Origin of the sequence: Vibrio sp. 10N.222.48.A3 (assembly GCF_041475345.1) — a bacterium.
GTDB lineage: Bacteria > Pseudomonadota > Gammaproteobacteria > Enterobacterales > Vibrionaceae > Vibrio > Vibrio tasmaniensis_A.
Genome location: NZ_JBFRVX010000030.1, coordinates 1 through 11,964, shown reverse-complemented (window position 1 = coordinate 11,964; position 11,964 = coordinate 1). Strand labels below are relative to the sequence as shown.

Genomic DNA, 11,964 nt, shown 5'->3' with positions numbered 1-11,964 from the left:
TGTTGGCAAAGACTAGGTATCAATCGCACTAACTATCTGCTGAACATTACTGGTTAAAATCGTTTATTTCTTTGTTGCAAAGATTGCAATTAGGCCCGCTAGTCACTGCACTTTGCGCCTCGAACTAAACGATTTTTCCTGCGTAATCTTCCCAGCATTTAGTCAGCATGATTGATACAAATTAGAAATATTAAGCAGAGTGAAAGAGTTATGCTCTTTCACTTTCGTTATTTTTAAAGAAATGAAATTTAAGGGATATCAATGGCTAATACATTTTCGCTTATCTTAGTGATCGTAACTCTAGTGACTGGCATTGTATGGGCGTTGGAAAAGTTTGTGTGGGCGAAGAAGCGCCAACAAAAACTGGCTGACGTTGAAGCACAGTCGAATGGCCTAGACGATGCAACCAGCGCAAAAGATACGGCTCAGCCTTGGTGGGTTGAGAACAGTGTGTCCATTTTCCCTGTAATTGCATTTGTTTTGGTTTTGCGTTCATTTATTTATGAACCGTTTCAAATTCCATCTGGCTCGATGATGCCAACACTATTGGTTGGTGATTTCATCTTGGTAGAAAAGTACGCTTATGGTCTAAAAGATCCTGTATGGCGCACTCAATTGGTAGAAACAGGCAAACCAGAACGTGGTGATTCAATCGTATTCAAATACCCACCTCAGCCGAATATCGACTACATCAAGCGTGTTATTGGTATGCCGGGTGATACCATTCGCTACAGCAGCAATAAAGAAATCTGTATTCAAGCGAAGGGTGGCAGTAGCTGTAAACCAGTGAAGTTGAGTAACGTTGAAGAAAGCCAATTTATTCAAGATGGTGTGCCTCTAATTCAGTTGAATGAACAACTGGGTGACGTGGAGCACCAAATCTTAGTTAACCCATTACGCCGTGATCGTGTGCAAGCATATCAACCTCGCAATGGTGTTAACGAGTGGATCGTTCCAGAAGGCCAATACTTTGTTATGGGTGATAACCGTGACAACAGTGCTGACAGCCGTTACTGGGGCTTTGTCCCTGAAGCAAACCTTGTTGGTAAGGCCGTTGCTATTTGGATCAGCTTCGAATTCGAACGCGGTTCAGACAGTGTACTTCCAACATGGATTCCTACTGGTGTGCGTTTTAATCGCATCGGTGGGATTCACTAATCGATCACATAACACATCGAGAGAGCATGAATTCTCCAATTGATAAACTAGAGAGAAAGATTGGCTATCAGTTTAATGATGCCGATCTTATCCATTTGGCGCTGACTCACCGCAGTGCCGCAGGTAAACACAACGAACGTCTTGAGTTTCTGGGCGATTCAATTTTAAGTTTTGTTATCGCTGATGATCTTTACCACCGTTTCCCTAAGGTAAACGAAGGTGATATGAGCCGCATGCGCGCAACATTAGTACGTGGTCATACATTGGCAGAACTAGGTCGTGAATTCGAACTAGGAGATTACTTAAAATTAGGTCCAGGTGAGTTGAAGAGTGGCGGTTTCCGTCGTGATTCTATTCTAGCGGATGCGGTTGAAGCGATCATCGGCGCTGTCTATTTAGATAGTGATACCGAGGTTGTTCGCCGTATTATTTTAAGCTGGTACCAATCTCGCCTAGAGTCTATTCAGCCTGGTGTATCTCAAAAAGATCCAAAAACTCGCTTACAAGAGTTTTTACAAGGTCGAAGAAATCCCCTACCTGTCTACACAGTGACTAATATTAAAGGTGAAGCACACAACCAAGAGTTTACGGTTGAGTGTGAAGTGGCAGGTGTGGATAAACCTGTTATCGGTAAAGGCACTAGCCGCCGCAAGGCAGAACAAGCGGCTGCTGAAACAGCATTAGAGCAACTAAGCAATGTCTGATAACAATCAAGATTTCGATATCGATGCATTCTTTTCATCTGATAGCAAAAAAACGGGCCTACCGGAAAACCAACACTGTGGCTTTATCGCTATTGTGGGTCGACCAAACGTAGGTAAATCGACGCTTCTGAACCATATTTTGGGTCAGAAAATCTCGATTACATCACGTAAACCTCAGACAACACGCCACCGTATTATGGGTGTAGAAACTGAAGGTGATTACCAAGCGATCTACGTTGATACTCCTGGACTTCACATCGAAGAAAAGCGTGCAATCAACCGTTTGATGAACCGTGCGGCGAATAGCTCACTGAGCGATGTGAACCTAGTATTTTTCCTTGTTGACGGTACTCACTGGACTGACGACGATGAGATGGTACTGAACAAGCTGAGAAAAACAGATTTCCCAGTTGTCCTTTGCATTAACAAAGTAGACAACGTTCAAGACCGTACAGACGTGATGCAACACATGATGGAAGTGTCTAAGAAGATGGACTTCCTTGATGTTGTGCCAATCTCGGCGAAGCAAGGTAAGAATATCGATGTACTGCGTAAGCACGTTCGTAACTCTTTACCAAAAGCGACGCACCACTTCCCAGAAGAGTACGTAACGGATCGCTCACAGCGCTTTATGGCCTCTGAAATCATCCGTGAAAAACTGATGCGATTCACAGGCGAAGAGCTACCTTACTCAGTAACGGTTGAAATCGAGCGTTTTGATTACAACCCAGATAACGATGGTTTCCACATCAATGCTTTGATTCTTGTTGAACGTACTGGTCAGAAGAAGATGGTGATTGGTAAAGCGGGCGAGAAGATCAAAACGATTGGTCGTGAAGCTCGTATCGACATGGAAGAACTGTTCGGTCGTAAGGTTTACCTAGAGACTTGGGTTAAAGTTAAGTCTGGTTGGGCTGACGATGAGCGTGCACTTCGCTCGTTAGGCTACATCGACGATCTATAATATATTGAACGTCACTTTCTGATATTAAGAAAGTTGAATTGAATATAAATACAAGAGAGAGTGCGAACTCTCTCTTTTTGTATCTGTAAGAAGGGTAAGTGATTGAGCGAAGGGTTACAGCGATGCTTTGTGTTGCACCGTCGACCATACAGTGAGTCGAGCCTGATTCTGGACGTCTTCAGCGAAGAGTACGGTCGGGTGACGTTGATGTCTAAAGGTGCGCGGAGTAAGCGTTCTAATTTGAAAGGTGCATTGCAACCTTTTACGCCGCTACTGCTTAAGTGGTCTGGCAATGGTTCAATGAAAACGTTGCGCCAAGCTGAACCGATCAGCTTGGGGCTTCCTCTTGCCGGCATTAATCTGTATTCAGCAATGTACGTTAATGAATTAGTTGGGCGAGTGTTGATGGCCGAAGTGGCCATGCCCGCATTTTTTCATGACTATCTTCATGCCTTAACAGAACTCGCTCATAATGAGAACCCTGAGCCAGCACTGCGTCGTTTTGAATTGGCTCTACTTTCCGCTATGGGGTATGGCGTCGACTTTTTACACTGCGCGGGCACTGGCGAAGCGATTGATCCGAGCATGACTTATCGCTATCGAGAGCAGAAAGGCTTCATCGCTTCGGTGCGTCGAGATAACCTGACTTTTATGGGCGATGAACTTATCGCAATCAGTGAGCGTAGGTTTATCACTAAAGAGCAGTTAAAAGCGGCAAAACGCTTTACACGCATAGCCTTAAAGCCGTATCTTGGCGGCAAACCATTAAAAAGTAGAGAGCTATTTATGCCAACAATAGCCCTCTCTAGAGCACGGAGTATTGGAAAATGAGCTCAATCCTTTTAGGCGTTAATATCGACCATATTGCAACTCTACGTAATGCACGTGGTACTAAATATCCAGACCCAGTACACGCAGCTGAAATTGCTGAACGTGCGGGTGCTGACGGCATTACGATTCACTTGCGTGAAGATCGCCGTCATATTGTTGATCGCGATGTACGTATTCTTGCTGAGACAATCCAGACTCGCATGAACTTAGAGATGGCCGTAACGGACGAGATGGTTCAAATTGCACTTGATACTAATCCTGAGTTCGTTTGTCTGGTTCCAGAAAAGCGTGAAGAGCTGACGACGGAAGGCGGCTTGGACGTGGTTGGTCAACTTGAAAAGATCAAAGCGGCGACCGAAAAATTGTCGGCTGCGGGTATCAAAGTATCTCTGTTTATCGATGCCGATCGTGAGCAAATCGATGCTGCGAAAGCGTGTGGCGCACCGTTCATTGAACTGCACACTGGCCACTATGCTGATGCTAAAACTGAAGAAGACCAACAAGACGAGCTTAAAAAGATTGCTGCAGGTGCAAGCTACGCAGACGACCTTGGTATTACAGTGAATGCGGGTCATGGTCTGACTTACCATAACGTAGCGCCGATTGCGGCACTTCCTGAGATTTACGAGTTGAACATCGGTCACTCGATCATGGGCCGCGCAGTCTTTGATGGTTTGAATAAAGCCGTTGCAGATATGAAAGCCGTGATGGAAACAGCGCGCAACAACGCTTAGTTCTTTAACTCGGCATTCGTTTAGTTGTAAGCGTTAAGCGGTTAATCAGTAGAATCGAAAAGTTAATAGATAGAAGTTGGTAGTAGGGTAAACATGGCTGTTGTTGGATTAGGTACAGATATCGCAGAAATTGAACGTGTTGAAAAGGCATTATCACGAAGTGGTGAGGCTTTCGCTCAGCGTATTTTGACCGATTCTGAATTTGAAGTATTCCAGCAACTTAAGCAAAAAGGGCGTTATCTTGCAAAGCGTTTTGCTGCAAAAGAGGCGGCGTCTAAGGCATTAGGCACAGGCATCGCTCTTGGTGTGACCTTCCACGACTTCGAGATTTCAAACGATGAGCATGGCAAGCCAGTTCTAAGCCTGCATAAAAAAGCGCGTGAAATCGCAGATGCGAGTGGTACAAAGTCAATTCACCTGACTATCTCTGATGAGCGCCATTATGCGGTGGCGACGGTACTACTCGAGTCGTAAATAGATTACCGCTACTTTATACCAATCGTAGTAAATAACTGTTCACCCTAGCTTGTTAAAAAACTCGATAACTTCGTTAGAATTTTTGATTGTAGAATAACTACTTATCGAAAAATCCTGCCTTGTTCTCAAGCTTTTTTCCTACGCTATTTTTGATCACTTACTTACTGTGATTGGTATTATATCTGGTGCTCTAGGTTCTAGACAGAAAAAAGCAGAGCTCATGAGCTCTGCTTTTTTATTGGCTGGTAAACCGTTTAATGAATATTTGTGAGTAAGAAATATTCGCTAGGTCTTGGCTGGTTTCAAATAATGAATCGCGGTTGCTTGAACCTTATCTAATTCATCCTGAAGTTCAAAAAGCTCCGGTTCAATGTCTTCAACAGAAGTGCCTGAACGAAGTTCTTTCTCTATCGTTGCACATACCGACTTAAGCCTTGGTACCCCACTGTATGAGCTGCTGCCATGCATCTTGTGGATGATGTGTGTCAGCGCTTCAACGGGGTAGTCACTGTCTTCTATCGCCTTGTCTGCAGCCTCATAAACTTCAGGAATAAAATCTACGAGCATTTGCAGCATATCGCGTGCGAGGTCTTCTTTATTGGCGGCTTGTTTCAAAGCAGCTTGCCAATCAATGATGATGTTCTTGTGCTCGCTGGCTTCAACTTCTGAAACAGAGCTGTGGTCGATTTCAGCAGAGACCGCCGGGTGATCTGGGTCTATTTTATCAATGTGCTCAATCTCAGAGGTAGGGCTCCAATGAATAAGAACCTGTTGTAACACATGCTCTTCGATAGGCTTGGTTAGGTAGTCATCCATACCTGCTTCAAGTAGTCGGTCACGCTCTCCCATCATTGCATGCGCAGTAACAGCAATCACAGGCGTGTTTGCATTGTTCGCCAACGCCTTAATTTTTTGGCAAGCGGTCACGCCGTCCATCTGCGGCATTTGAATATCCATGAAAATGACATCAAATGGAGTCTCTGTCGCTTTGTCGAGAGCTTTCTGACCACTAGTACAACTGATCACTGTCTCTACGCGCTCTTTTAGCAGCGCAGTAATCAGTTTAAGGTTGGCAGGGTTGTCGTCGACCGCCAATACCGTAAGCGGTAGTTTCTCTTCTGAATGTGTTTCAATAGCGGGTGCAATTAAGGTTGGCGCTTGATTTGATACCAAAGTTTGCAGCAACTTCTTGCGAGAGAGAGGCTTAGTAATGCACTGAACATCGACCTCTTTCATCAATTGCTCACCCAACGCTAGCTCGGTACTTGGTGTACCAATAATCACGTTCTGAGCGATCTTCTTCGCGCCAATCGCCCAACCACTTACGGTATCAAATTGATACTCTTGGTTCGCGGCTAAGTTAAGTAGAACGTAGTCATACGAGGTAGATTCGTCAGGCATAACCGAACGGTACGTTACCACTAAGCCTTCTTGGGTTAGGATCTGCTGAGTAATTGATGCCGCTTGCATGTTTGGTTCGATAAGCAGCAGTTGCTTGTCTTGCAGGCACTGAGTCTCTATTAGTTCTGTCATCGGCATATCGGTAGTCGATAGTCTCAGGGTGAACCAGAAGGTGGAGCCTTGGTGAAGACGACTGGTTAGGCTGATCTCTCCGCCCATTTGGCTGACCAGTTTTTGGGTGATTACCAGACCTAAGCCTGTACCACCATAACGACGAGAGATGCTCGCATCGGCTTGGCTGAAGGCTTGGAAAAGTTGTGCTTGTTGGCGCTCTGAGATACCAATGCCCGTATCTCGAACCATAAACTGCAGCTCAATGCTGTCTTCGCTTTGTGAACGAAGTTCAACGCTGATGTCAATGTTGCCACGCTCGGTAAACTTGATCGAGTTACCCACGAGGTTAGTCAGGATCTGTTGGATACGCAGTGGATCACCAACAACGCCTGGTGGTACTTTTGGGTCGATCTTAAGCGTAAGCTCAAGACCTTTTTCATGAGCATTAGTGGCTTGAAGGTTAACCACCTCTTCTAGGCTCGCTTGGAACTCAAATGGAATATTTTCTAGAGCGAGTTTGCCGGCTTCAAGTTTCGAGAAGTCCAAGATATCGTTGATGATGCTGAGTAGGTTGTTGGCCGAACGCTCAATGGTCTGCAGGTAATCGGTTTGGCTGTTCGATAGGTGTGTCTTGAGCATCTGACGAGTAAAGCCAATTACACCATTGAGTGGTGTTCTAAGTTCATGAGACATATTCGCCAAGAACTCGGATTTAACACGAGCGGCTTCTTGAGCTCGTTTTTTCGCAATGTCTAACTCAACGTTTTGAATCTCTAATTGCTCTAGGGTTTCACGCAGATCAGATGTTGCTTGGTCGATGCTGTGCTGCATCTCGACGTGATATTCTGATAGCGAGACCGCCATCGCGTTGATACCGTTTTTCAGTGAATCAAGCTCACCATGCATTTTGCCTTCGATACGCACATCGAGGTGGCCACGACGAATTCGGTCGACCATGTTTTTCATGTGTGTGATCGGTTGGGTTACATCGTGCATCAAGCGGAAGGCAAATACCCCAGAAAGTCCAAGACCGAGGATCAGCACCAAGAAGGCAGAGAACACTTCTTGATATTGCTGCAATCGAAGTGACGACAAGTCTAACTCTATCGCAATATAACCGATCGCTTGGTTCGCTTGAGACTGGCCATTAGCTGAGTTGATGTATTGTCCCTCAGCGATGATAGGTGTCCTAAGAATCAGCGTGTTATCGAGCAGGTTCGATGAGCTTAAATGCGGAATCGGTTTATCTTTCGGATAGGTCAGGCTTTCAAAATCAGGATGGAAGTTTGACGTTACAAACAACTCATGACGTTCATCAAACACCGCAATACTGCGCACCAGCTTAGAATTTTTTCGATGAGCATAGCTAATCAGCTGACGAACAGACTCTCGACTTTCGAGCTTCATGCCAGACTCACTCGCAATCGCTAGTGGTTCAATGATGCTAGTACCAGTGTTAACCACTTGACCCTCAAGGTCTTGATAGCGGTTAAATGAGAAAAATGCACTCAATAGCAGCCCAATAATCAGGGTTGGAGCTAGAGTTAAGGTAATTACACGGGCTCTTAAGCCATATCTGGTCATGTTCTTTAATTACATCGAGGTCTGGATATGGGAAAATAACGCACACAATGGCGGTTAAGTGAACGGTAAGCTTAATCAAAGCCGTGACGTTCGACAATGATTCCAAGACAGAATAGTGAGTCCTGGATACCAATTACTTATTAAAAGATACATTAGGCACAAGCAATGGCACGTTTTTTCCAACCAAAAAAGAAAACTCAACTCGAGACCAAGCATCAATCGGTTTTGGTTGAACGAATGGATCACAATGGCGCTGGCATCGCTTATCAGAAGAACAAACCCGTTTTCATTGATGGCGCATTGCCCGGTGAGAAGGTGGTTATTCAACTTACTGAGAGCAAAAGTAAGTTTTCTCGAGCAAAACTCATCAAATTACTTCAACCGAGTGAGCTGCGTTTAAAGCCATTCTGTAAGCACTTTAATCAGTGTGGTGGCTGTCATCTTCAACATCTCGGTTACTCATCTCAGGTTGAGCATAAATCACAATCTTTGACGCACCTGATGAGCAAATACCAAACGGCTAACACCGAAGTCGCCCAGCCGATTGTCGGTGATGACACCGGTTATCGTCGTCGCGCGCGTATCAGTCTATTTGTTGATAAGAAGACACAGCAGCTTCAGTTTGGTTTCCGTAAGAAACAAAGTAAACAGATTGAAAACATCACCGACTGCGCGGTGCTTGACCCTCGCCTTAATGTATTGCTGCCAAAACTGAAAAGTTTACTGAACACTTTCAGTAGCCTTACGTCTTTAGGACATGTTGAATTGGTGTTGGGTGATACTGGCCCTGTTATGGTGCTGCGTCACCTTAAACCTTTGGTTGAAAAAGATGAGCAAGCGTTGATGACGCTCGCGAAAGAAGAAGGTGCAACGCTGTACTCGATGCCAGAAACCGATAAGTTGGTTCGTTTGGTGGGTGATTCGCCAAGCTATAGTGAAACCGGTGTAACCTTACCTTTTGAGCCAAACCACTTTATACAAGTTAACCAGAAAGTGAACCAACAGATGGTTGCTCAAGCGATTGAGTGGTTAGAGCCTCAAGCGGATGAGCGTGTGCTTGACCTGTTTTGTGGTTTAGGCAACTTCAGTCTGCCTATCGCACAACAATCGGCGTTTGTCGTTGGTGTGGAAGGCGTTGATGAAATGGTTCAACAGGCAACGGCTAATGCGGCGTTAAACCAGTTAAGCAATACGGAGTTTTACCAAGCGAACCTCGAAGAAGATTTATCTTCACAGCTTTGGGCAAAAGAGAAATTCGATAAAGTATTACTTGACCCTGCACGTGCTGGAGCGAGTGGGATCGTTGATCAAATTTCAGCGTTAGGAGCGAAGCGTGTGGTTTATGTTTCGTGTAATCCTGCTACTCTAGCGAGAGATTCTGAGAGTTTAGAAAAACAAGGCTATCAATTAGCCAAACTTGGTATGTTGGATATGTTTCCCCATACCAGTCATCTAGAATCGATGGCTCTCTTTATCAAGGCTTAGAAGCCCTTAAATAAGGCTTAAAAATGAATCACAAAGGTGCAGGGAAGCCTGCGCTGATATCAATATGAGTCGAACTAACTTGGAATCAGTTAGTCATATTGAATTGGGTATAAAACATAATAACTAGGAAGGCATGATGGTTGCGGTACGAAGCGCACATTTAAACCCAAGCGAACAGTTTGAGCTAGAAAGTTGGATTGCGTCACTGAATCAAGACGTAAAAACCTCGAATAAACTGACCAAAGTTTATCGTCACTGTGAAGAGCTATTAAAAGATCACGAGCAAGCGTCGCTCCTGCTTTGGCGTGGACGTGAGATGATCGAAATCTTGGTTACGTTGTCGATGGACCGTGCCACTTTAATTGCAGCGCAACTTTTCCCCGTTGTTTCAAGCGGCGTTTTTGGACGTGAAGCGTTTGAAGAAAGCTACGGTAAAGAAACCGTAAAGTTAATTGATGGCGTTGAAGAAATGGCAGCTTTGGGCCAGCTCAACGTTACCCTTGAAGGCAGTGCTGCCTCGGGACAAGTAGATAACGTTCGTCGAATGTTACTGGCCATGGTCGATGATTTCCGCTGCGTCGTCATCAAGCTAGCAGAACGAATTTGCAACCTCATCGAGGTGAAAAAGGCCCCTGATGCTGTTCGCCGTGCGGCAGCAAAAGAGTGTGCTAACATCTATGCGCCTCTTGCAAACCGTTTGGGCATTGGTCAGCTAAAGTGGGAAATTGAAGATTACGCTTTCCGCTATCAACAACCAGATACCTACAAGCAGATTGCCAAACAGCTGTCAGAGCGTCGTATCGTGCGCGAACAATACATCACTGACTTTGTTGATGACCTAACATCAGAAATGAACCGTTCAAGCATCAATGCTGAAGTCAGCGGTCGTCCCAAACACATCTACAGCATCTGGCGTAAAATGCAGAAAAAGGGCTTAGAGTTTGATGAGCTTTTTGACGTGCGTGCGGTACGTATTATTGCCGACCAACTGCAAGACTGTTATGCCGGTCTAGGTGTGGTTCACACCAAATATAAACATCTTCCTAGTGAATTTGATGACTATGTGGCGAATCCTAAGCCCAATGGTTACCAATCGATTCATACCGTAGTTCTTGGCCCTGAAGGCAAGACCATCGAAATTCAGATCCGTACCAAGCAAATGCACGAAGACTCTGAGTTAGGTGTGGCTGCGCACTGGAAGTACAAAGAAGGTGCTTCTAGCGGTGTACGCAGTGGCTACGATGAGAAAATCACGTGGTTGCGTAAGCTTATCGACTGGCAAGAAGAGATGTCGGATTCTGGCGAAATGCTGGATGAAGTACGTAGCCAAGTCTTTGATGACCGAGTCTATGCCTTTACACCACGCGGTGATGTGGTCGATTTACCAATGGGTGCAACGCCGTTGGATTTTGCTTACCACATTCACTCGATGGTTGGACACCGTTGTATCGGTGCCAAAGTCGCAGGTCGAATCGTTCCGTTTACTCATAAGTTGGCGATGGGCGATCAAGTTGAGATCATTACTCAAAAAGAACCGAATCCATCACGTGATTGGTTAAATCCGACCACAGGTTTTGTTCATTCAAGTCGAGCTAGAGCAAAAATTAACGCTTGGTTCCGCGCTCAGAGTCGTGAGAAAAATCTCGAAGCTGGACGAGACATCCTAGAAGTCGAGCTAGGCAGAGTCGGCGCAACACTGAAAGATGCTGAGCAATATGCGCTGAAACGATTCAACGTCAATACACCTGATGAATTGTATGCAGGTATTGGTAGCGGTGATTTGCGTATTAACCAAGTGGTTAATCACATCAATGCTCTGGTCAATAAGCCGACGGCTGAAGAAGAAGATAAGAAAGCACTCGAGAAGTTGCTTGAGTCTGACAATAAGCCAGCACATCAGAGCCGTCCGAAAAAGGATGCTGTCGTTGTTGAAGGTGTTGATAACCTAATGACCCACTTGGCTCGTTGTTGTCAGCCAATCCCAGGTGATGTGATCAAAGGTTACATTACTCAAGGGCGTGGTATCTCAGTACACCGCAGCGATTGTGAGCAGTTAAGTGAACTTAACCTACATGCCCCTGAACGTATCATCGATACGGTGTGGGGAGATGGTTTTGTAGGCTCGTATATCTTAACACTGCGTGTAGAGGCGCTAGAACGTACCGGCTTGTTGAAAGACATTACATCCCTGTTCTTGAACGAAAAAGTCAGTGTGACGACAATGAAGAGCCGTATTGACTATAAACGTCAGCTGTCGGTGATGGATTTCGATCTGGAAGTGACCAACATTGAAATTCTGAGTCGAGTGACAAGCCGAGTAGAACAGATCAAAGATGTTATGAGCGTAAAACGCCTAGGCTAGTTTTTACGTCGTACTTGGCCTTCTAACTGTGTTAACTGCACTATACTCGCTTCATCACATAGGCAAGCTATGCTCAGAAGTCTCGTAAGTTTGTTGCCTTGTTAGAAGAGCCAATTACTTAGTAAAACAAAGATAGTCGTCATTCCCTAC

At 45.1% G+C, this 11,964-nt stretch carries 9 protein-coding genes; 8 read left to right on the top strand and 1 reads right to left on the bottom strand.

Annotated elements, in window-relative coordinates; genetic code table 11:
* The first annotated feature begins 261 nt into the window (after positions 1-261).
* From lepB to acpS, 6 genes are all read left to right on the top strand, one after another.
* Entirely contained in the window at positions 262-1,158 is an 897-nt protein-coding gene (gene lepB / locus AB4653_RS01225) for a signal peptidase I (RefSeq protein WP_102258175.1), read from the top strand.
* Positions 1,159-1,184: 26 nt separating this feature from the next.
* Complete coding sequence (gene rnc / locus AB4653_RS01220; protein WP_004735383.1) at positions 1,185-1,862, top strand: ribonuclease III; 678 nt, start codon at positions 1,185-1,187, stop codon at positions 1,860-1,862.
* The gene (gene era, locus AB4653_RS01215; RefSeq protein ID WP_004735384.1) at positions 1,855-2,826 is read left to right on the top strand and encodes a GTPase Era; all 972 of its coding nucleotides are present in this window, start codon (positions 1,855-1,857) and stop codon (positions 2,824-2,826) included. Before rnc ends, era begins: the two co-directional genes overlap by 8 nt.
* Positions 2,827-2,928: 102 nt before the next feature.
* The gene (gene recO, locus AB4653_RS01210) at positions 2,929-3,657 is read left to right on the top strand and encodes a DNA repair protein RecO (protein WP_012604785.1); all 729 of its coding nucleotides are present in this window, start codon (positions 2,929-2,931) and stop codon (positions 3,655-3,657) included.
* Positions 3,654-4,391 (top strand): pyridoxine 5'-phosphate synthase, encoded by a 738-nt coding sequence (gene pdxJ / locus AB4653_RS01205; RefSeq protein WP_009847651.1) that lies wholly within the window; start codon positions 3,654-3,656, stop codon positions 4,389-4,391. Before recO ends, pdxJ begins: the two co-directional genes overlap by 4 nt.
* 93 nt (positions 4,392-4,484) lie before the next feature.
* Positions 4,485-4,865 carry a holo-ACP synthase gene (gene acpS, locus AB4653_RS01200; protein WP_009847650.1) on the top strand — a complete coding sequence of 127 codons (381 nt, stop codon included), beginning with the start codon at positions 4,485-4,487 and terminating at the stop codon, positions 4,863-4,865.
* Positions 4,866-5,153: 288 nt separating this feature from the next.
* Here acpS and barA read toward each other — a convergent pair whose 3' ends face one another.
* Complete coding sequence (gene barA, locus AB4653_RS01195; protein ID WP_102258176.1) at positions 5,154-7,967, bottom strand: two-component sensor histidine kinase BarA; 2,814 nt, start codon at positions 7,965-7,967, stop codon at positions 5,154-5,156.
* 165 nt (positions 7,968-8,132) lie between these two features.
* Between barA and rlmD the strand changes: the two genes are divergently transcribed.
* Both rlmD and relA read left to right on the top strand, forming a co-directional pair.
* The gene (rlmD, locus tag AB4653_RS01190; RefSeq protein WP_009847648.1) at positions 8,133-9,452 is read left to right on the top strand and encodes a 23S rRNA (uracil(1939)-C(5))-methyltransferase RlmD; all 1,320 of its coding nucleotides are present in this window, start codon (positions 8,133-8,135) and stop codon (positions 9,450-9,452) included.
* A 136-nt stretch (positions 9,453-9,588) separates the two neighbouring features.
* Positions 9,589-11,814, top strand: coding sequence for a GTP diphosphokinase (gene relA, locus AB4653_RS01185; RefSeq protein ID WP_009847647.1), 2,226 nt, complete (start codon positions 9,589-9,591; stop codon positions 11,812-11,814).
* Positions 11,815-11,964 lie beyond the last annotated feature (150 nt).

What these genes read in the sequence shown, in the direction of transcription:
- acpS (WP_009847650.1), top strand. Translation starts at nt 4,485, where the DNA reads ATGGCTGTTGTTGGATTAGGTACAGATATCGCAGAAATTGAACGTGTT.
- rnc (WP_004735383.1), top strand. Translation starts at nt 1,185, where the DNA reads ATGAATTCTCCAATTGATAAACTAGAGAGAAAGATTGGCTATCAGTTT.
- rlmD (WP_009847648.1), top strand. Translation starts at nt 8,133, where the DNA reads ATGGCACGTTTTTTCCAACCAAAAAAGAAAACTCAACTCGAGACCAAG.
- barA (WP_102258176.1), bottom strand. Translation starts at nt 7,967, where the DNA reads ATGACCAGATATGGCTTAAGAGCCCGTGTAATTACCTTAACTCTAGCT.
- relA (WP_009847647.1), top strand. Translation starts at nt 9,589, where the DNA reads ATGGTTGCGGTACGAAGCGCACATTTAAACCCAAGCGAACAGTTTGAG.
- pdxJ (WP_009847651.1), top strand. Translation starts at nt 3,654, where the DNA reads ATGAGCTCAATCCTTTTAGGCGTTAATATCGACCATATTGCAACTCTA.
- era (WP_004735384.1), top strand. Translation starts at nt 1,855, where the DNA reads ATGTCTGATAACAATCAAGATTTCGATATCGATGCATTCTTTTCATCT.
- lepB (WP_102258175.1), top strand. Translation starts at nt 262, where the DNA reads ATGGCTAATACATTTTCGCTTATCTTAGTGATCGTAACTCTAGTGACT.